This is a genomic window from Streptomyces sp. NBC_01016 (genome assembly GCF_026341035.1).
In the GTDB taxonomy this organism is placed as follows: domain Bacteria; phylum Actinomycetota; class Actinomycetes; order Streptomycetales; family Streptomycetaceae; genus Streptomyces.
On sequence record NZ_JAPEOQ010000002.1, the window covers coordinates 471,220 to 491,521 of the forward strand.

The 20,302-nt window shown below is 71.8% G+C and carries 18 protein-coding genes; 7 read left to right on the forward strand and 11 right to left on the reverse strand.

The window, feature by feature from the left end:
• Positions 1 to 40: 40 nt before the first annotated feature.
• The 11 genes from OG746_RS28810 to pgfA form a co-directional block, all read right to left on the reverse strand.
• Positions 41 to 1,078: a rod shape-determining protein gene (locus OG746_RS28810; protein WP_266719929.1), complete on the reverse strand. Its 1,038-nt coding sequence runs from the start codon at positions 1,076 to 1,078 to the stop codon at positions 41 to 43.
• Positions 1,079 to 1,561: 483 nt separating this feature from the next.
• Positions 1,562 to 2,149: a hypothetical protein gene (locus OG746_RS28815; RefSeq protein WP_443063080.1), complete on the reverse strand. Its 588-nt coding sequence runs from the start codon at positions 2,147 to 2,149 to the stop codon at positions 1,562 to 1,564.
• A complete protein-coding gene (locus OG746_RS28820) occupies positions 2,124 to 2,948 on the reverse strand; it encodes an FkbM family methyltransferase (protein WP_266719933.1) in 825 nt (274 codons plus the stop codon). Before OG746_RS28820 ends, OG746_RS28815 begins: the two co-directional genes overlap by 26 nt.
• Positions 2,945 to 3,187, reverse strand: coding sequence for a Trm112 family protein (locus OG746_RS28825; RefSeq protein WP_266719935.1), 243 nt, complete (start codon positions 3,185 to 3,187; stop codon positions 2,945 to 2,947). Before OG746_RS28825 ends, OG746_RS28820 begins: the two co-directional genes overlap by 4 nt.
• Positions 3,177 to 4,091, reverse strand: coding sequence for a DMT family transporter (locus OG746_RS28830; RefSeq protein WP_266719937.1), 915 nt, complete (start codon positions 4,089 to 4,091; stop codon positions 3,177 to 3,179). Before OG746_RS28830 ends, OG746_RS28825 begins: the two co-directional genes overlap by 11 nt.
• A 6-nt stretch (positions 4,092 to 4,097) precedes the next feature.
• A complete protein-coding gene (locus OG746_RS28835; RefSeq protein ID WP_266719939.1) occupies positions 4,098 to 4,844 on the reverse strand; it encodes a class I SAM-dependent methyltransferase in 747 nt (248 codons plus the stop codon).
• The gene (locus tag OG746_RS28840; RefSeq protein ID WP_266719941.1) at positions 4,841 to 6,142 is read right to left on the reverse strand and encodes a condensation protein; all 1,302 of its coding nucleotides are present in this window, start codon (positions 6,140 to 6,142) and stop codon (positions 4,841 to 4,843) included. Before OG746_RS28840 ends, OG746_RS28835 begins: the two co-directional genes overlap by 4 nt.
• Positions 6,139 to 10,392, reverse strand: a complete 4,254-nt coding sequence (locus OG746_RS28845) for an alpha-(1->3)-arabinofuranosyltransferase (protein WP_266719943.1) — start codon at positions 10,390 to 10,392, stop codon at positions 6,139 to 6,141. The genes OG746_RS28840 and OG746_RS28845 overlap by 4 nt, the downstream gene beginning before the upstream one ends.
• Positions 10,389 to 11,144 (reverse strand): class I SAM-dependent methyltransferase, encoded by a 756-nt coding sequence (locus tag OG746_RS28850; protein ID WP_266719945.1) that lies wholly within the window; start codon positions 11,142 to 11,144, stop codon positions 10,389 to 10,391. The genes OG746_RS28845 and OG746_RS28850 overlap by 4 nt, the downstream gene beginning before the upstream one ends.
• A complete protein-coding gene (locus OG746_RS28855) occupies positions 11,141 to 12,295 on the reverse strand; it encodes a glycosyltransferase family 4 protein (protein ID WP_266719947.1) in 1,155 nt (384 codons plus the stop codon). The genes OG746_RS28850 and OG746_RS28855 overlap by 4 nt, the downstream gene beginning before the upstream one ends.
• A gap of 181 nt (positions 12,296 to 12,476) precedes the next feature.
• Positions 12,477 to 13,487 (reverse strand): cell envelope lipid trafficking protein PgfA, encoded by a 1,011-nt coding sequence (gene pgfA, locus OG746_RS28860; protein WP_266719949.1) that lies wholly within the window; start codon positions 13,485 to 13,487, stop codon positions 12,477 to 12,479.
• Between the two features lie 338 nt (positions 13,488 to 13,825).
• Between pgfA and OG746_RS28865 the strand changes: the two genes are divergently transcribed.
• The 7 genes from OG746_RS28865 (at position 13,826) to OG746_RS28895 (ending at position 20,298) form a co-directional block, all read left to right on the forward strand.
• The gene (locus tag OG746_RS28865; protein ID WP_266719950.1) at positions 13,826 to 13,978 is read left to right on the forward strand and encodes a DUF2613 family protein; all 153 of its coding nucleotides are present in this window, start codon (positions 13,826 to 13,828) and stop codon (positions 13,976 to 13,978) included.
• A 4-nt stretch (positions 13,979 to 13,982) separates the two neighbouring features.
• Positions 13,983 to 15,212 (forward strand): PucR family transcriptional regulator, encoded by a 1,230-nt coding sequence (locus OG746_RS28870; protein ID WP_266719951.1) that lies wholly within the window; start codon positions 13,983 to 13,985, stop codon positions 15,210 to 15,212.
• Between the two features lie 134 nt (positions 15,213 to 15,346).
• Positions 15,347 to 16,123, forward strand: coding sequence for an IclR family transcriptional regulator (locus OG746_RS28875; RefSeq protein WP_266719953.1), 777 nt, complete (start codon positions 15,347 to 15,349; stop codon positions 16,121 to 16,123).
• The gene (locus OG746_RS28880) at positions 16,120 to 16,968 is read left to right on the forward strand and encodes an SMP-30/gluconolactonase/LRE family protein (RefSeq protein WP_266719955.1); all 849 of its coding nucleotides are present in this window, start codon (positions 16,120 to 16,122) and stop codon (positions 16,966 to 16,968) included. The genes OG746_RS28875 and OG746_RS28880 overlap by 4 nt, the downstream gene beginning before the upstream one ends.
• 179 nt (positions 16,969 to 17,147) lie before the next feature.
• On the forward strand, positions 17,148 to 18,497 hold the full coding sequence (locus tag OG746_RS28885) for an extracellular solute-binding protein (protein WP_266719957.1): 1,350 nt from the start codon (positions 17,148 to 17,150) through the stop codon (positions 18,495 to 18,497).
• A complete protein-coding gene (locus OG746_RS28890) occupies positions 18,494 to 19,438 on the forward strand; it encodes a carbohydrate ABC transporter permease (RefSeq protein WP_266719959.1) in 945 nt (314 codons plus the stop codon). The genes OG746_RS28885 and OG746_RS28890 overlap by 4 nt, the downstream gene beginning before the upstream one ends.
• Complete coding sequence (locus tag OG746_RS28895) at positions 19,435 to 20,298, forward strand: carbohydrate ABC transporter permease (protein WP_266719961.1); 864 nt, start codon at positions 19,435 to 19,437, stop codon at positions 20,296 to 20,298. The genes OG746_RS28890 and OG746_RS28895 overlap by 4 nt, the downstream gene beginning before the upstream one ends.
• Positions 20,299 to 20,302 lie beyond the last annotated feature (4 nt).

Below are 20,302 nucleotides of genomic sequence, written 5' to 3' on the forward strand. Positions count from 1 at the left end.
TCATCCGATGGGCGGGCTCGATGCCCGGGGGCGTGCGCGGTCAGTCGGTCAGGGGGCTCAGAGACATCGGCTGGATCCTGCCCTCCAGCATCTCGCCGAGCCCGCGCACCGCGCACACGTCGGGGCGCTCGGCGATGTGCACCGGGACGCCCGTCGCGGACCGCAGCATCTGGTCGAGGCCGGGCAGCAGGGCGGAGCCGCCGACCATCATGATGCCGCGCTCCGTGAGGTCGGCGACCAGGTCGGGCGGGCAGTCGCGCAGCACCCTGCCGATGCCGTCGAGGACGGCGGTCAGCGGGGTGTGGATCGCGCTGCGCACGGCGGCGGTGTCCACATGTACGGAGCGGGCCAGGCCCGTCGCCACGTCGCGGCCGTGGATCTCGGTCTGCTCCGGGCCCTGCGGGGTGAGGCCGTTGCCGCTCAGGGCGAGTTGCAGGGGGCGTACGGACTGGGACGGCAGCATCAGCGCGTGGTGCTGGCGCAGGTGCTGGACGACCGCGTGGTCGATGGCGTCGCCGCCGACGGGGATCCGGGCGGCCGTCACGATCGAGCCGAGCGAGAGGACCGCGATCTGGGTGGTGGCCGCGCCGCAGACGATGATCATCGTTGCCTCGGGCTGCTCCACCGGGAGGCCGCAGCCGACCGCGGCGGCGATCAGGGTGTCGACCAGTTCCACGCGGCGGGCGCCGAGGCCGATGAGGGTCTCGACGGCCGCGCGCTGGGCCAGCGGGTCCGCGTCGTGCGGGATGGCGGCCGCCGCGCGGAGGCGGGGCTTGCGGCGAAGGGTGCGGCGGAGCTTGTCGCCGAGCAGGTGGCGCAGCATCCGCTGGGCCATCTCGATGTCGACGACCGTGCCGCCGGAGACCGGGCGCACGACGCGGATGTAGTGCGGAGTGCGGCCTGTCATCTTCTCGGCGAACTCGCCGACCGCGATCAGCGCGCCGGTGCGGGTGTTGACCGCCGCCGCGCTGGGCTCATCGACGACGAGGCCCGCGCCTTTCACGTACACGCGGGTGCGCGCGGCACCGAGATCGACGGCGAAGTGGCAGCGGCGCAACTGCTCCAGACTGGCGGTCATGGCAGATCCTCCCGAGAGCGCGGACCGTGGTGGGCTCGCCGGGCGGCGACCCTTCTGGCATCCTGCGGTCGCGCGCGGGAGGGCGCTCGTTGGAGTAGGCCGGGCGGGTCCACAAACGCCGGGGCGCCGCCTCCCGTGGGACGTGGGAGACGGCGCCGCTTCGGTGTCCGACGGTGTTACACCAGCCAGCCGAGGAAGTGGGCGAGGCCGGCGACGATGTCGGTGATGACGTTCATGTGACGCGTTCTCCTAGCGATGATGCAAAGTGCATCGGTGATGCAAAGTGCATATGGGACTTGGGACTTGAGATGTGCATCGCGATGCGGTCGCTACGGTCTGCAGCCCGTTGCTTGCGCACCGTAAGCATCGTTGTTCACGTACGCCCCATGCAAACTCTTCGGCTACGACCACCTGTTCAAGGGAACAACTGCGCCCCTGTTCGTTTTTTGTGTTCGTATTCCGGATGGGCCTCGCGGGTGAATCTCAGGCCTCGTACCAGCGCTGGAGCAGCCCCCAGGTGAACTCCGCCCGCACCTCGCGGGGCGTCCCCGCCTCGTCGGGGGCGTGGAACGCCAGGCCCCAGCGGGTGGGCGCCGAGCCTTCGAGGGGGCGGGCCGGGGCGAAGGCGCGGGCCGCCTCGTCCACCGTGCAGGACCAGGGCGTCAGATCGGCGAGGGTGCGCAGGGCCGGGCCCGGGGTGCCGGGGGTGCGGATCAGCCACTCGTTCCAGATCCCGCCCGTGGGGGCGAGCAGCACCTCGAAGCGCAGGTCGGGCCAGAGCGGCACCGGCCACAGCAGCGCCTCGCACTCCAGGTCGCCGACCTTGCGGAGCAGGGTGCGCTCCGGGGCGCCGAGCACGGACCGGTAGCGGGAGACCGCTGCCTGCGGGTGGCGGGAGTGCAGCTTCGCCTGCCAGCGGCGGTTCGCCTCCCGCATCTCGGCGACGGAGGCACCGAGGTCGGCGCGGGCGGTCTCCACAAGGTCCGGGTTGTGGTCGGCCATGCGGCGCAGCAGGACCAGTTGGAAGTCCAGCGGGGTGAAGGGCTCAGCTGGTGCGGGCATGCGCTCCATGGTGGCGTACGTCGCCGGGGGCCCGCCCGTCCGGAAGGAACAGCACCGAGTTCACGTACCGCGGGCGGCGTCTTGTCGGGGTGAGGGCGCGGCGCAGCAGACCCTGCGAGGCGATGTGGGAGGTGCCGCGCTGATGGGCCGCCAGATCGTAGGAGGGCAGGGGCAGCCAGTCGGTCTCCGGTAGGACCCAGCCCTCGTAGCCCTGGGCGCGGAGATGGGCGACGACCGGGGTGATCGGCTGGATGCGGGTCTCCAGCTCGATGAAGAGGGCGGGCCGGTCGTGGGCGAGCAGGGCCCGGGCGCCGCGCAGGACTCGCAGCTCCGCCCCGTCCACGTCGATCTTGATGAAGTCGACGTCGCGCAGGGCGAGTTCGTCCAGGGTCACGCAGGGCACCTCGCGGCCGGTCGGTGCGTGCAGGTCGTCGCGGCGGACGAGCGAGGACACCCCGCGTTCGCCGCGCTCGTCGTGCGGCGGCTGCCACAGCGGGGCCGTGCCGGGGCGGTCGCTGGCTGCCGCCCGGACGACCCGCACGTTCGCCGGCGCGGACGCGGCGAGCACCCGGGCCAGGTGCGGGACCGGTTCGAGGGTGATCACGCGGCGGGCCCGGTCCGCGAGGCGGTGGGTCCACGGGCCGTACCAGCCGCCGACGTCGACCGCCGTGCCGCAGGCCCCGGCGGCGGGCAGCATGTCGGCGAGCCGGGTCAGCTCGGGCTCGAAGCGCGGGTACAGGGCGCGGGCCGTCGCCGCGGTCAGCCGGGCGGGCAGCCAGGGGGCGATCCGGGCGGCGAGTGTCGTCATGGCAGCGCCCGTTTCGCCTGCTCGGCCCGTTGCAGGAGCTGTTCGTGCTCGCCTTCCGCCACCTGTTCGCCGGACGAAGGGAGGAGCTGCGGGATGCCGTCGACGATGGGGTAACGGCGGTGCAGCCGGGGGTTGTAGAGACTGTCGCCCGTGTTCCCTTCCGGTGCGGGCAGCAGGAGCAGGGGCCCCTTGTCGAGCGGGCAGGCGAGGATCTTGAGCAGCGGGTCGTCAGGGTTCATGCGGGAGCAACTCCCTTGGTTCTTGGTCCGGTTGTGTGGGGGCGTCGTGTTTCGGCATCAGGAGGAGCACGGCGACCGCGAGGGCCGTGCCCGTCAGGCGCAGCGTCAGGCGCACCGGCTCGTGGGGCAGCGACTCGCCGAACGCGAGCGTGCCGAGGACCGCCGTGAACAGGCAGGTCACCGTGGTGCACACCGGGACGATCAGCGAGGCGCGGCAGCGTTGCAGGGCCGCCTGCGACATGACGAGCCCGAACGCGCCCGTGCACATCAGCAGATACGGGTACGGGGACGCGAACAGGGCCGGGATGTCCGGGAGTACGCCCGACACGCCCTTGATGGCGAGCGAGCTGACCCCGTAGAGCAGGCCCACCGCGACCCCGTACTCGACACCCGTGGTCGGGAGCCGGTGGCGGTGCCGCGCGCGGCGTTCCGCGGCGGCGTACAGGGACAGGCCCGCCGCCAGCGAGGGCACGCACACCAGGAGGATGAGGGGCGCGGGGGAGCGGTGCCCCACCGCGTCCGCGTCCTGCTCGAGCGAGAGCACCACCATGAGCAGCGCCGCCAGGATCGCGGCGATGGCGTAGCGCTCGCGGCCCGAGGTGCGTTCGCCGAGGAGCCGGGCCGACAGGAGCAGGAGGATGACCAGACCGGAGACGAAGATTCCCTGGGCCGCGGCGATGGGAAGCGTCCGGTAGACGGCGAGCTGGGCGCCGAAGCCGGAGGCCAGGGCGATGGATCCGGCCAGCCACAGCGGGCTCGTCACCACCTGCCGCAGGAGGTGGGCGGGGCGGCGCACGCTCACTTCGGGCAGCCGGGTGAGGGCCCGCTTCTCCAGGACGAAGCCCACGCTGTAGAGCGTGTTGGCGAGCAGTGCCGCGCCGACTCCCCATGCCACGGCGGGCATCGCCGCTCACGTCCTTCGTGCGTGCAGGAGAAGGATCGAGGCGAGGGACGGGGCCGCGCAGGCGAGCCGGTCGAGGGGGCGCAGCGGGCGGGGCACCCCGTGGAACGGAGCCCCTGCGAGGCGTACGACCTCGAAGCCCGACGCGGCGACGAACTCCCTCAGGGCGCGGGGGGTGTAGAGGCGCAGGTGGCCGACCACTTCGGTGCCCGGCCTGCCGTGGATCGCGCGCAGGCTCACCTCAGAGAAGACGGGCTGTACGCCGGCGAGCAGCAGGGCCCGGTTGTACCAGGCGGCCAGGTTCGGGGTGGACAGCATCAGATGGCCGCCCGGGCGCAGGACGCGGCGGATCTCGTCGAGCGCGGCGTCGGGGTCGACGAGGTGCTCGACGACCTCGGAGAGGAGGACCGCGTCGGCGGACGCGTCCGCGAACGGCAGGCCGTGGCCCGTGAGTTCGCCGCGTACGACCCGGGGAACACGGCGGGCCGCGCGGCGCAGCGCGTCCTGTGACCAGTCGATGCCGATGAGGCGGTGCTCGTCGGGTCCTGGCAGGAGGCGGGCGGTGGTGGCGGCGGCCGTGCCGTCGCCGCAGCCGATGTCCAGGACGGTGGCGCGGCGGGTGCCGGACAGGGCGGTGGCGAGGATGCGGGCCTGGCGGCGGGTGCGGGGGGTGCCGGAGGCCACCGGGACGGCCGGGTTCTCGTAGAAGTCCCTCAAGTCCTTTGGCGGGGCCTCGAGTTCGGGGTGCGTGGTCATGGTGCCTCCTCCTGCGTCGCGTGGAGGTGCTGCTCGAAGAGGTCGCGCAGGCGGGCCCCGTCACCGGGCCCGAGCAGGGTGCGCGACCAGCGCAGGGCCAGGTGCAGCCGGCCCGCCGTGGACGCCGTCGTGAAGGTGAGGCCGCGCGGCATCCGGGCCGGGGCCGAGAACCAGACGGCGCGGGCCTTGCCGCCGTCGCCGAAGTCCAGCGGGTAGGGGACGCGGCCGATGTTGCTGAGCAGGGTGGTCGACGTCCATGGCGCCGCCACCGTGCGCAGGGCGCGGGTGGCGGCGGCGCGCCAGGCCACCGGGGCGTACGGGCTGGTCAACAACGCCGCACCGTGCCCGAGTTGGGGTCTGGGCTGGGACTTGAGGGTCGCGGTGCGGGTGGCCGTGAGACGCAGGAGGGCGGGGGTGTCCTTCTCCAACTCGGCTGGTGTGAGGGCCACTTCCACCAGGCGTGTGCCGTTGCCGATGGGCATCGTCGTGTCGCGCGGGCGGTCGTCCACCGGCATGGTGACGCGCAGGGGGCGGCGGGTGTGGTGGGTGCCGTGCTCCTCGTTCCAGTCGGCGATCGTGCGGGCCGTGGCCACCATCAGCTGGTCGTTGACCGTGTACGGGGCGCCCTTCGGGCGGCGGGGCACCGACAGTTCGGTGACCACGAGGCCGTTGCCGGGTCGGGGGTCGGGGGTGCCGGCGGAGACCCGGGCCGGGCGGGACCAGGGGGAGGGCGGGGGCTGCGGGGGGCGTGGGCTCAGGAGCGGGGGAGTGGTGGGCGGCGGGGAGTTGTCGCGGCCGGCGTAGAGCTCCGCTGCGGTGGCGATGACGCGCAGGCAGGCGGGGCCGTCGAGGGCCGTGTGGTTGATGGTGACGAACAGGACGGTGTTCCCGGTCCCGGGGTCCTCCACCGCCTCCAGGCGGATGGGTGGGGAGGCGGTGAGGGGTGGGGCGTCGGCGAGGGAGCGGGTGCGGGCCTCGTGCAGGGCGTTCGGGGTGGGGGCCGGGAAGGAGACGGGGGGTACGTCCGCGGTCTTTGTCAGTTCCCACTCGTAGCGGCTGCTGTACCAGTGGCGGGGGGCCTCGCGCATGAGGATGCGGGGGTGGTGGTGGAGGGCGTCCGTGAAGGCGTGGGTGAGGCGGGTGGCGTCTAGGCGGGCGGTGAGGTGGATCTCGATGTGGACGGTTTCCGGTTCGCGGTCCTGGAGGCAGTGGCGCGAGACTTCGTCGACGGTGGGGAAGGGGATGCGGGTGGGCCGTTTGCCGTGGTTGCCCCGGGCGGGGCGGTCCAGGGTGGTCATGGGGCGCTCCCCGGGGTTGTGGGTTTCTGCGGGAGCGTGGGGGTGCGGTCCGGAGTCGGGTCCGGGGGAGTCGCCCCTTCCTCCCCTTCCCGTCCCGTCGTTGGGGCTGCGCCCCCGGGGGTTGCGGACTCGGGGCTCTGCCCCGGACCCCGCTGGCTCTCGTCCGAAAGGCGGGCTTGATTGGGCAGCGTGAACGTCACCAGTGCTGCGAACAGGGCGATCAGCGCCAGGAGTTGGGCTGCCGTGCTGTAGGCGCCCGCGCCCTCGCGGACCGGTTCTCCCGCGCCTGTTGCTGCCACCGCGCCTGCCGCCGTCATCGCCGCGAATGCGATCGGGATCAGCAGTGCGTGGCGTTTCCAGGCGAGGAGGGCGAGGGCCGGGACCAGGGCCGCCCAGGGGCCCGCGATCACGATGCCGATGGCCGTGAGCAGGGCCGTGCCGATGATCCAGCCGGGGGGTGGTGGTGCGGCCGGGGGCTCCTGTTCCGTGTCCCGCCTGCGCCACAGGCACAGCGCGCCGAGCACCAGGATTGCGGCGCCGGATGCGAACAGGCCCACCTCGTAGGTGCGGGCCGGGGCGTAGGAGAGTTTGACCGTGCCGCTTGAGCCGCCAGGGATCAGCCACGCCTGCTGCCAGCCGTCGAGGCGCAGCGAGCTCAGCTTCTTGCCGTCGAGGGTCGCCTCCCAGCCGTCGTTGGCGTTCTCGTACGTGGTCAGGTACGTCGCCTCGCCCGCGGCGACCTGTACTTCGCGGCGGTCGCCGAGCCAGTCGCGGACCGTGAGGCCGCGGACGGTGGGCGCTGCCTCCGTGGTGGCCGTCGTGTTCGTGAGGGTGATGTCCGTGAGGGCGAGGGGGCCGGCGGGCGAGGTCTTCAGGGTGTGGGGGCCCGCCGGGAGGTCCAGGGTGTCGCCGCACGGTTTCACCGTGATCGGGCGGCGTTCCGTCAGGGCGCGCAGGGTGCCGCTCGCCGAGGTGCGGTGGCGGGTGCCGTCGATCGTGATCGTCGGGCCCTTGCCGCAGGGGAGGCTGAACCTGCGGTCGGGCGTGGGTTGTGCGACGCGGTAGGCGTCGAGGGTCGGGATGTAGGCCTCGGTCAGGCCCACCGGGAGTTGCAGGTCCTTGTCGGCGACCGGGTTGTGGACCTTGAGCGGGGCCGACTTGGTGATGGTGATGTCCAGGCGGTTCGTGGTGATGGGGTCGAAGCGGGCCACGCCGTTCTCGTCGACGCCGGCCACCGCCGCCCCGTCCGGGCTGCTGATCTCGATCTTCTCGGGGCGCGTGGTGAGGCCGCCGGCCCCGGCGAGGACGAGCGTGGAGACGGGCTGCTTGTCCGGCCAGCGCAGGTGGATCGTGGGGTCGTCGCCCGCGATCCAGGCCGTCGTCAGATCGCCGTCGGTGAGGTTGCGGGGCGTGGTGTTCAGGCCCAGCTCCGCCGTGGAGTCGGCGGTCGCCGTCATCTTGCGGCGCTGGTCGGGGGCCAGGTCGTAGAGCAGCTTGTCGAGCGCGGGTCCCGGCGTGGGGGCGGCCTTCGCCTCGACGTCGTACGTGGACTCGCCCGTCGTCGAGAAGACGCGGTTCAGGGAGCGCTCGGTGTCGGTGAGGGTGAGGCCGCCGTCGCTCGTGGCGCGGTGGAAGGAGTACTGGTCGGCCTGCTCGGAGTCGGACGGAAGGCGCAGCGCGCGGGTCGCCCTGACGCCGGGGATGTCGATGGACGTGAATCCGGCGCCGGTGAGCCCGGGGCGGGCGCGCTGCGTGTCGAGGATCGTCACGCGCAGCCAATTCGCGGTGCCCGCCGGGGACTTGATCGCCTGGCGTTTGCCGTTCGGCTGGATGTTGGCCGTCGTGGAGCCCTTGTCCGTCTCGATCCGTACGCGGGTCGGGGCCGCCCGCACGTTGTCCTGCGGCAGCGGTGTCAGATGGATGGTGGCGGGGATCCGTGTCGGCGCGGAGAAGTCGATGCGCGCCCATTCGCCCTTGGCGGAGTCGGGGGCGCCCTCCACCCATGCCGTGTCGGGGTCCTTGTCGAAGGCGTTCACCGGGTCGAACTGGGGGAGGTGGAGCAGCCAGTTGCCGCTGGAGGACGCCGTGACCGAGCGGGCGCCCTGGATGTCCGCCGTCGTCTGATGGGTCATGCCGTCGGTCGGCAGGATCTGCTTCGGCGGCTCGTCCGGGTTCTCGGAGGCGTTCGGGCTGTTGCGTTCCTTCGGTGTGTACGGATACGAGGTGTTGGTGTTGACCAGGCCGAAGCGGGTGTCCGCGCGGCGCAGTCCGTCGGCGGCCACGCGCAGGGCGGGGTTGCCGATGCCCGGGTGGTTGTCGCCGGTCAGGACGGCGGGGCGGTTCAGGAAGGACGGGTCGGCGGAGAGCCGGAGCAGGGCCTCGGGGCCGCCGCTGACCTCCGCCGTGTTCCCGACCGGGAGCAGGCCCGCCTGGCCAGGCCGGTCGGAGTTGTCCCGCGGCGCGTAGATCTCGACGGCGCGGCTGCGCGGGTAGAGGCCCTCGATCTGGATCGGTGTCTTCTCTGCGATGCGGCCGCCCGTGGTGAGTGGGCCGAAGCCGGTGACGCGCTCATAGCCGGACTCGGCCAGGGTGCGCTTGACCGTGGCCGTGGGGACGTAGCCGAACTGGTCGGGGTCGAGGTCGCCGCGGACCACCACGTAGTGCAGGCCGGCTCGGCTCAAGTAGTCCTGAAGTCCCGGTACTTGGGTGCCGCTCATCAGGGCCTGTTCGACGGCGTCCATGGCGCGCCGGTTGCCGCGCGTGCCGAACGGGACGTAGTCGCGCTGCGCCCAGCGGGACTCGGCGAGCACGTCGAGCGGTTGGTCGATGGGGGAGCCCCAGGTGTAGATGCCGTGGGCGGTCGCGGGGACGACCAGGGCGCGGGAGTCGGGCGAGTACTTCTCCAGCCAGTTCGCCGTCGTCTGCCAGTACGTGGGGAGCTTCTGGAACGCACCCGGTTGCAGGATCGAGCCGTTGAGGTACGGCCAGGCGAGGCCCGGCACGATGAGGATCGCGGCGATCAGCGTGGCGTAGCGGCGGGCGCGCACCGGGCGGGCGCCGCGCGGATTGGCGGCCACGCCCACGAGGTGGGCGATGCCGAGCGCGAGGGCGAGGGCGATTCCCGTCTGGAACTTGTAGATGTTGCGGAACGGGGCGAGGCCCCCGTCCAGCCACGACTGCACCGTGTCGTGGAAGGGCGCGCCGAGCGAACCCCCGTATCCCGCAAGGGTGATGAGGGCCGCCGCCATGACCGTGAGCAGCAGCCAGCGGCGCTCCGGGATGTCGCGGCGCGCCAGGCCCGCGAGCCCGATCGCGGCGGCGAGCGCCGAGCAGACGATGACGACCACCGACGTCGCCACGGCCCAGCCCGCGGGCAGCCAGGCGTCGCCCAGATGCAGATACGCCACCCAGTTCCCGGCTCCGCGCAGCGTCTCCGTCGCGGACATGGCCTCGGTCGTGGTCTGTGAACTCTCCACGTAAGGAAGGAAGTTATTGCCGTGGATGCCGAGCAGGACGAGCGGGATCGTCCACCAGGCCGTCGCCAGGACCACCGAGGGGAGCCACCAGATGATCTGGCGGCGCTTGCGGGCGGACGGTGGCCGGGAGAGCAGATACAGGCCCACGGGGAGCAGGGACGCCAGTGTCGAGGACGCGTTCACGCCGCCCATGAACGGGATCAGGAGCGCCGACCGGGTCGCCGAAATGCGGGCTGTCGTACGGGGGTTGGTGAGCGGGAGCAGCACCCACGGCAGGAACGCGCCCGGCAGCGCCGCCGCCGACGTCGAGCCGATGACGATCGTGAACGTCGGCCACAGCGCGTACGCCACCGCACCGAGCAGCCGGCTGCCCGGCGCGCCGATGCCGAGACGCTCGGCCAGGCGCAGGGCGCCCCAGAAGGCGACGGTCACGATGATCGACATCCACAGCCGCTCGGCCAGCCACACCGGGATCTGTAGGAGGTCGGTCAGGCCGTAGTACGGCAGCATCGGGAACGCGTAGCCGATGTACTGGTCGGAGATCCCGCCGAAGCCGGCTCTGTCGTGCCACAGCTCCCCGAGGTCACCGAGGAACTTCCAGGGGTCCTGCGAGACGCCGAGCTTTGTCTCGAACGTGGCACGCCCCGGCTGCACCGCGCAGAACGCGACGAACAACACGGCCCAGAACGCGAACAGCCAGCGGCGCGCACGCGGACCCGGTTCGGGGTCCGGGTGCGTCGCCGCGGCGGGTGGGGCCTGGACCACGGTCGTCATGGACACCGCCTGAGGATGAGGAGAAGGTTCCAGGTGGCGAACTCGCGCACGCCGGGGACCCGCGTGACCGCTTCCGCGAGGAACGGCCAGTAGCGGGAGCGCGCCGCGACGACCGACACGTCGTCGCGGGCGCGCACATGGCGCAGGGTGGGGCCGATGTGGTGGGCGAAGAGGTTCTCGCCGAGGGTGTGCTTGGGTGCCCGGCCGGTACGCCGCAGATAGCGGGCCTGCGCGCGGTCGGCGCCCAGATAGTGCCAGGGCGCCCACTCGTGACCGCCCCACGGGGACAGCCAGTTGGTGAACGCGACGTAGATCAGGCCGCCGGGCCGGGTGACCCGGATCAGCTCGCTGATGAACGTGTCGCGGTCGGCGACGTGCTCCAGGACGTTCGAGGAGAACGTGACGTCCGCCGACGCGTCGGGCAGCGGCAGCAGATAGCCGTCCGCGACCACTGTGCCCGCCGGCGGGTCGGCGCCCAACTCCCCGGTGTCCGGCTCGAAGAGGAGGGCCTGCGCGCCGCGCGCCCGGAACTCGCGCGTGAAGTGCCCGCTGCCGCCGCCCACGTCCACGACGACCTTCCCGGCCACCTTCCCGTACGCCTCCACCTGGTCGGCGGCGTCCCGGGCGAGCAGCGCGTAGCACGTCTCGGGGTCGCGCTGCTCGCGCAGGAACGCCCGGAAGAGCGCGAGCGAGCGGGCCGGCGACGGATCTCTGAAGCCGGCACGCCCCTTGACCCCCGTGGCCGCCGTCACGGCGTCCAGCCCCGCACCGCTTCCGCCGCCACCGCGCCGAACTGCCGCACGGTGTGGGCCCATCGGTAGCCGGAGGCCCGCTCCTGGGCCGCCTTGCCCATCAGTTCGCGGCGGTGCCCGGACAGGGCGAGCGTGCACCAGGCCGCCGCGAAGGCCGACTCGCCGCGCGCGAGCAGCCCGGTGGCGCCGTCCTCGACGGAGTCGCGCACGCCCGGCACGTCGAAGCCGACCGCGGGGGTGCCGCGCGCCGCCGCCTCGGTGATGACCAGGCCCCAGCCCTCGACGGCCGAGGGGTGGAGCAGCAGCCAGGCCTCGCAGAGCAGACGGTGCTTCTCGGCCTCGGAGACATGGCCCGTGAACTCGACGCCCTCGCCCGCCAGTTGGCGCAGGCGCGGCGCCTCGGGGCCGTCCCCGACGATCACGAGCCGGCCGCCCGTCACCGGACGCACCCGTTCCCACAGGCGCAGCAGCAGATCGATCCGCTTGTACTCGACGAGCCGGCCCATCGCCAGGAACAGCGGTTCGGGGGAGCGGTCCGCACTCGGGCCCGGCTCCTCGACGCCGTTCGGCACGAGGCGGATCCGGTCCCGGTCCACGCCGATGGCGTGCAGCGCGTGTGCCGTCGACGGCGAGACGGCCACGAGCAGATTGCGGCGCTGGGCCCCGGACAGCGCCCAGTGCTCAAGTCTTCGGCCGAGGTGGGCCGCGGGTGCGAGTGGTCCGCGCAGCCGCATCCGCCACAGGTCCGTGTGGACGTGGTTGACGAGGCAGAGCGTGGGGCCGCGGTGCCACAGCGGTGCCAGGTACGGCATCCCGTTGCAGACCTCGACGAGCAGATCGCAGTCGCCGACCTGGCGGGCGAAGGCCGAGCGCGCCCGCAGATAGTGGGCGTGCTCCCCGCCGGCGGAGACGACCCGATAGTCGCGGAAGGCCGCGGGGCCGCCGCACAGCAGCGTCACCTGGTGGCCCTGGCGGGTCAGTCCGTCGGCGAGCCGGTCGACCAGGAGCTCGGAGCCGCCCGCGGCCGGATTGCCGAGGTCGCGGTGGGCGAGGAACACGATGCGGCGCGGGTGCGGGGGGTCGGCTTGCGGATGCCGCGCGCCGGGTGGGGCCGACGTGGCGCGCAGCGGGAGGGGCACGTGCTGGGGCATTGGTGCTCCAACTCGTCGGGCGTACGCGGGTGTTCGGGCGTACTTGGGTGTACTGGGAGGTACGGTGCCGAGGCTGTGCGGAGCCTGTGCACGGGGTGGGGAGGGACAGTTTTCGCCCCGCTGTTCGATGCGGCTACTCACCCGCGTGACAAGTTTCGGTCCGTATTTGACTGACGTACCGTCACATCGTGGACGTTTCCAGGGTCGTCGGGGACGTATCGGGATCCGGACGCTCCGACCCTTCCCGCTCCTGCCTGCCACCCCTGCCCCGTACGACGAGTACCAGGCCGGCCGCCACGAGCAGCACACCCAGACCGCCCGCCACCAGCGGCAACGTCGTGCCGATCAGTGTGAGCCGGTCGTTGTCGTCCTGGGCCAGCGCCACCTGGTCGCGCTGCGTGGCCGGGGTGAACGCGATCTTCCGGCTGTCCAGGAGCACGGCCGCGTCCTTGTCCGTGCCGGGTGCGCGCAGCGTCTTGCGCGGACCGATGGCGGCGTACAGGACGCGGCCCGTGCGCTGGTCGACGACGAGCTCGACGCCGTGGTTGGCGTACCACTCCTCGGCGAGGACCTGGCTCTTGCTCGGCTGCCCCACGATCCGGCCCGGCACGAGCCGGGAGCCGGTCCTGGCGGGGGCGACGGTGCCGGTGAACCGGTAGCCCTCGTAGCCCTGCACCTTGGTCACGCCGCTGAAGCGGAGCGGGACCGTCGCGCCGAGCGTGTTGTCCCACCAGGTGTACGTGCGCTTCTCCACGTTGAAGGGGAACTTCAGGTAGGCCTCGCCGCTGAAGGTGGGCTGCTCGCCGCAGCAGTGCACGGCGGCGTTGGTCTTCCGGTCGGTGACCCAGCGCTCCAGGGTCCATTGCAGTGCGTCGTGCGGGTCGCTCGCCGGGAGGGTCTTCGCGGTGTCGACGGACGTCGTCACGTCCCAGACCGCCCGGCCGCTGCGCTCGCTCGCGGCCACGTCGCCGCGGGCCTGCCGGGTGATGGTGAGCTTGCGATCGCGTACGGTCTTGATCTTCTCGGTGTCGAAGTAGCTGCCGGTTCCGGTGAACACGGTCGTCGCGTCGATGTCGATGCTGGTGCGCTCGGCGCGCGGCTCCACGTACCAGGCGAGCAGCCCCGCCAGGACGAGCAGGAACGTGCCGAGACCTGTTGCGACCAGCGAGAACGGTGAGGCTGTACGGCGCATCCGGCACTCCTGGTGGAAGGGCATCCGCGCTCTGTTCGCGGGCGGCCGGTGAGGGCCCTTCTGACGGGTCAGGCTGGATGCGGACGGCGTCCACGTGCGGTGCAGGCGAGCGGGGTCAGATGCGCGTGCCAGGGCCCGCGACTCCAGCAGGATCCGTCAGAAGGGTCCTTTGGGCCGGGAACCGTAGACGTACTCTTGACGAAGTGTCAACGTCCTGTGGAGACTGGGCACTTGAGGCGGACGGCTTGCCGGACGTCGCAATCGCACGGGTGGGGAACGACCTCGATACCCCGATCGGTGAACTCCGGATCGGGCACGGACGAGAGGCTGACCCTGCGATGAACCGACTGCTCGCCGCCGCGCTGTCCGCGGTCACGGGAGCCGCGCTCGCCTTCGCGGCCGCCTTCGGCGTGCTCGCGCTGATCAACGCGACGCCGGACCAGCCCAATACGCCCCTGGTGACCTACGAGACGCCCGGCCAAGGGGGCTGAGCCGGTGCCGGCCACCGCTCGCTCCGCATGGTGCGACGTGCCGCGCCTCCAGGCCAAGCAGTTCGTGGCGCTCGCCCTCGACGAGGCACCCCGGCTCGCCCGGGACATCCTCGACGAGATCCACCGTGAGTTCCCCCAACTGCCCGTCGTGCTCGACGAGTCGGGTGAGGCGGTGGCCCTCGTCGGCATCCGCCGCGCCGTCGAGGACTTCGTGCGCGGCTTCGCCGACGGGGCCGCGGACGGCCTTCCGGAGGGCCAGGCCCCGGCCCTCTTCCAGGAGTTCGGGCGCGGCCAGTCCCTGCACGGCCGCAGCCTCGACTCGCTCCAGGCGATGTACCGGCTCGGCGTGAAGATGGCCTGGCGCCGCCTCGCCGACATCGGGCAGCGGCTGCACATCCCGCCCCCGGCGATGTACGAACTCGCGGAGGCCGGCTACGAGTACCTCGACGGCCTCGTCGACCAGTCGGTCCGCGGCTACGCGGAGGCGGCCGCCCGGCAGGCCGGGGAGCGCCTGCGCCAGCAGCGCAAGCTGATGGACCTGCTCCTCGAAGGGCGGACCGCGGTGCCCCGCGACCCCGTCCAGGCACTCACCGAACGGGCGGCGCGCATCGGGTGGACGGTGCCCGCGCACGTCGCCGTCGGCGTGCTGCTGCGGCCGGCCCGCGACGCGGTCGCCCCCGCCGTCGGGGCCGACGTCCTCCTCGACATGGAGCCGGAGCGGCCCCGGCTCGTCCTTTCCGAACCCGACGCCGCGGGCCGCGCCGATCTGCTGCGCCGCGCCCTGTCCGGCTGGACCGGGGCGATCGGGCCGCCCGTCGCGCCCGCCGACGCGGCGAAGTCGCTGCGCTGGGCCGAGGCCGCGGTCGGCCTCATGGAGCGCGGACTGCTGCCCGACGCCGAAGTGGTGCAGTGCACCCAGCACACCCAGGCCCTCGTCCTGCTCCAGCCCGAGGAGCTCGTCGACGATCTCGCGCGGCGCGCCCTCGAACCCCTCACCCGGTGCGGCCCCGCGCACGCGCGGCGGCTCGCCGAGACCCTGCTCGCCTGGCTGGAGACCCGCGGCGGCGCCCCCGAGGTCGCGGCCCGGCTCGGCGTCCACCCGCAGACCGTCCGCTACCGGCTGCGCCAGATCCGCGAGCTGTGGGGCGACGAGGTCGACGACCCGGACCGCCGCTTCGAGCTGGAACTGGTGCTGCGGGCCCGGCGTCTTCGGGGGGAACTCGGGCCCGTCTGAGCGGACTCGATGACTCTGTGCAGACCGTGTAGCGGGCATGGGATCACCCATTGCCCGGTCAATGCCCCTGTGTTTAGCCTATGTTCGCGATACCGACCGTCTGTTGAAATACCGAACATAGGGAGGGGTCGGTTGTGGGACGCCTCGTACCAGCCGTGACCCGCGCTCTGGACATCCTGGAGCTGTTCCTGGACGGGGACGGCACGCTGTCCGCCCCCGACATCGTCCGCAAGCTACAGCTACCGCGGACCACGGTCCACGAACTGGTCACCACGCTCGCCGCCCGCCAGTACATCGTGCAGGTCCCGGGACAGCCGGGCCGCTACCGCCTCGGCGTGCGCCCGTACCAGCTCGGCAGCCGGTACGCCGAGCAGCTCGACCTCGCCGCCGAGGGGCAGCACGTCGCCCGCGACGTCGCGGAGACCTGCGACGAGACCGTCCACGTGGCGATCCTGGAGGGCACCGACGTCATCTACATCGCGAAGGTCGACTCCACGCACGCCGTGCGCATGGTGTCCGCCGCGGGCCGCCGCCTCCCCGCGCACTGCACGTCGGTCGGCAAGATGCTGCTCGCGTCGCTGTCCGAGGCCGAGCTGACCGCGCGGGTCCCGGACGACGCGGACCTGGTCGCGATGACCGAGAACTCGATCACCGACCCGGCGGCCCTGCGCACCCACCTGGTCGGGGTGCGCGAGCGCGGCATCGCCGTGGAGAGCCGCGAGTCGAACTCGGACGTGTCGTGCGTCGCCGCGCCCGTACGCGACCGCACCAACCGGGTCGTCGCCGCGCTCTCCATCTCCGTACCGATGATCCGCTGGAGCGACGCGCGCGAGGACGAGCTGGCGGGGCTCGCCGCGAAGGGCGCCGCCGATCTCTCCGAGCGCCTCGGCCACCGGGGGGTGACGCGATGAGGATCCGCGTCGAGGAGGCCGTGCGAGCCTCTGCTGAGCTGGGCGAGGGCCCGACCTGGGACCCGGCCACGGGCCGCGTGATCTGGGTGGACATCCTCAACTCCCGCGTGCACACCTACGAGCCGGGCAGCGGCCGCCGCACCGTCCTCGCCACCGAACAGCACGTGGGCGCCGCCAAGCCGCGCGCGGGAGGCGGCCTGGTCGTCAACCTCCGTGACGGAGTGGGCAGTTACGGCCCGGACGGGGCCTTCACGTGGCTGCACCGCGAGCCCGTCCCCGGGCGGCGCGGCAACGACGCGGCGGTGGCCCCCGACGGCGCGCTGTGGGCGGGTTCCATGTCGTACGACGAGACGCCCGGCGGCGGCAACCTGATCCGCGTCGCCCCCGACGGGGCGGTGACCGAGGTCCTCGACGACGTCACGATCTCCAACGGCACCGGCTGGAGCCCCGACGCCGCGCGCATGTACTACGTCGACACCCCGACGGGACGCATCGACGTCTTCGACGTGGACGGTGAACGGATCGGCAAAAGGCGGGAGTTGGCGGTCGTCGAGGAAGGCTCCGGCTCTCCCGACGGCCTCACCGTCGACGCGGACGGCTGCGTGTGGGTGGCCCTGTGGGGCGGGGCGGCGATCCGCCGCTACACCCCCGAGGGGAAGCTCGACCGGGTGCTCCCGCTACCGGTGAGCCGCCCCACGGCCTGTGCCTTCGGCGGCGCGGACCTCAAGGATCTGTACGTGTCGTCGGCGCGGGTCGGCCTCGAAGCGCCGGAGCCGCTCGCGGGGTCCCTGCTGGTGGTGTCGGGAGCCGGACAGGGCTTGGCCCAACCGGCCTTCGGAGGCTGAGAGTTCGGCCGGGCAGTCCGGTGATGCCCTGCGGGGCGTGCGGCGTTCGCGTCGTGCGCCCCCCGCATTTTTTACCTCCATTCCCGTGCGACCCATTGACGCGGAAGCGCTTCGATTTTACGGTCCCGTTCGAAGTTACGAGCGGCATTCGAAATATCGGACGTAGGGAGGGGCCGGTTGTGGGACGACCTGGCCTGAACCGCAGACAACTCCTCGCAGGTGCGAGTGGGTTGGCGGTCGCGGGAAGCCTGGGATTCGCGGCCATGGGCACGGGCGCCGACGCGCTCACCTCTGGCGCGGACACCCGCGTGCGCTACTGGAATCTCTTCAGCGGCGGCGACGGGTACAACATGATCTCGATGCTGAACGACTTCCGTCGGGGGCATCCGGACATCGACGTGAAGGACTCCACGCTCCAGTGGGGCAATCCGTACTACTCCAAGCTCGCGATGACCGCGTCAGGGGACCGCGCCCCCGACCTCGCCGTGATGCACCTCGGAAGGATCCCCGGCTTCGCGCCCGGAACCCTCCTCGATCCCTGGGACGTCGGCCTGCTCGCCAAGTACGGCGTGCGGGAGGAGGACTTCAACCAGGTCCTGTGGAAGCGCGCGACGATCGACGGCAAGCTGTACGGCCTGCCGCTCGACATCCACGTACAGCTCTGCTTCTACCGCAAGGACGTGCTGAAGAAGGCGGGGCTGCTCGACGGCGAAGGACGGATGGTTCCGGTCACCTCCACCGACGAGTGGTTCGACGTGCTGAAGGAGGCCAAGAAGGCGGCCAAGAAGGGTGTGCAGACCCTCGGTCTGAACGTCCAGGACCTCAACATCCAGTGGTGGATGTTCGTCGCCTTCTACACCCAGCTCGGCGGCACCTGGTTCAGCGCCGACCGCACCGAGGTCACCTTCGACACCGACAAGGCGACCCAGGTCCTGGAGTTCCTGCGCAAGCACGTCACCGACGGCTACTCCGCCAAGGGGGCCAAGGGCGCCGAACAGATGGTCAACGGCGCCCCGTTCACCTGGGAGGGCAACTGGTCGGTGCCCGTCTTCGACACCGCGAAGGTGCCGTACGGGGCGACTCCGCTGCCGCCGGTCTTCGGCAAGGAGGCCACCCACGCCGAGTCCCACGCCTTCGTCCTCCCGCACCAGGCGGAGCGCGGCGGCGCTGCCAACGAGGGCGCCCACCAACTGGCCGCGTACATCGTCAAGCACGCCAGGAAGTGGGCCCTCGGCGGCCACATCCCCGCGTACACGCCGACCCTGTCATCGGCCGCGTACCAAAAGATGGAGCCGCAGAGCGAGTACGTGTCCGCGATGAACCACATGGCGACCGAGCCGAAGGCGTGGTTCGCGGGCTCCACCGGACTACTCGGCCAGCGCACCGGCCCGATCGTGATGTCCGCGTCGGCAGGCTCCGCGAGCCCCGAGGCCGCCGCCCGGCGCCTCAAGGGCGCCCTCTCCCAGCTCCTCGCCTCGAAGAACCCGATGGACGGCAGGACCGCCGCCCAGGGAGGTGCGGTCTCATGACGACGACCACCCCGCAGACCGTCATCGCCCCGGCGCCCGCGCGGTCCGCCACCAAGGCCGCCACCGTCCGCCGCCGCAAGCAGGGCTTCCAGCACGGCGGCTGGTTCGTGGCGCCGTTCCTGGCGCTGTTCGGCCTCTTCGTGATCTGGCCGGTGGTGCGCGGCCTGTACCTCTCGTTCACCGACGCCAACATCTCCGGCGAGGGCGCGAGCTTCATCGGCCTCGACAACTACCGCGAGGCACTCCAGGACGACATGCTGTGGGACTCGCTCGGCCACAGCACGTACTTCACGCTCCTGGTCGTGCCCTGCATCACCGTCATGGCGTTCCTGCTCGCGATGCTGGCGCACCACATCGAGCGCGGGAAGTGGCTGTGGCGGCTCTGCTTCTTCCTGCCGTTCCTGCTGCCCTCGACCGTCGCGGGCAATCTGTGGGAATGGCTGTTCAACCCCACCGCGGGCATGGTCAACCATGTCTTCGGCCTGGACACGGCCTGGCTGGCCGACAAGTCCTACTCGATGCTCGCCGTCGTCATCTGCACCCTGTGGTGGACCGCCGGCTTCAGCTTCCTGCTCTACCTCGCCGCCCTCCAGGGCATCCCGGCCCATCTGTACGAGGCCGCCAAGCTGGACGGCGCGAACGCCTGGCACCGGATGGTCCACATCACGCTGCCGATGCTGCGCAACATCACCGGACTCGTCATCGCGCTCCAGATCCTGGCCTCGCTCCAGGTCTTCGACCAGGCGGTCGTGATGTTCGACTTCGGGCCAGGACCCGAGGACAGCACCCGCACCTTCGTGCAGTTCACCCTCGAAGAGGGCTTCACCGCCTACCGCGTGGGCTACGCCTCCGCCACCTCCATCATCTTCTTCGTGATCATCGCGTCCGTCGCGCTCGCGCGGATGTGGCTGCTGCGCAACCGTGAGGAGGGCGCCCGATGACCACCACCGCCCCGCAGATCCGCGTCAAGGCCCGCCGTGGCTGGACCCCGAGCCAGATCGTGCTCACCGCCCTCGGGGTGGCCGTGTCCGCCGTGTTCCTGTCGCCGCTGGTCTGGGCCCTGTTCACGTCGCTGAAGTCGGAGACGGAGGCCGTCGCCTCACCGACGCACTGGCTGCCCGAGAACTGGACCTGGCAGGCCTGGTCCGCCATCTTCGAGACCGGCAACATCACCAACTGGTTCGTCAACTCCGTGGTCGTGTCCGTGTGCGTCACGGCCGTCGTGGTGATGACCAGCGCGCTCGCCGGATACGGGTTCGCGCGCACCGAGTTCAGGGGCAAGGGCGCCCTGATGGGCCTGGTCATGGCGGGCCTCATGATCTCCCCGGCCGTCCTCGGCGTCCCCCTCTTCACCACGGTCCAGCAGATGGGGATGGTCGACACGTACTGGGGCATGATCCTGCCGCAGTGCGCGCCCGCGTCGATGGTCTACATCCTCTACAAGTTCTTCCAGGGCGTCCCGCGGGAACTGGAGGATGCCGCGGCCATCGACGGCGCGGGCCGCTGGCGGATCTTCTTCACCGTCATCCTGCCGCTGTCCCGCCCCTCGCTCGCGGCGGTCGGCATCTTCACCTTCATCAGCTCGTGGAACAACTTCCTGTGGCCGTACATGGTCACCAACAACCCCGACCTGATGACGATGCCCAACGGCATCGCGACCATCATGAACTCCTACGGCATCCAGTGGGCCCAGCTGATGGCCGGCGGCCTCATGGCGAGCCTCCCCCTGATCATCGTCTTCGTCTTCTTCCAGCGACAGATCGTGGCGGGCGTGGCCCATACCGGTCTGGCCGGCCAGTGACCTC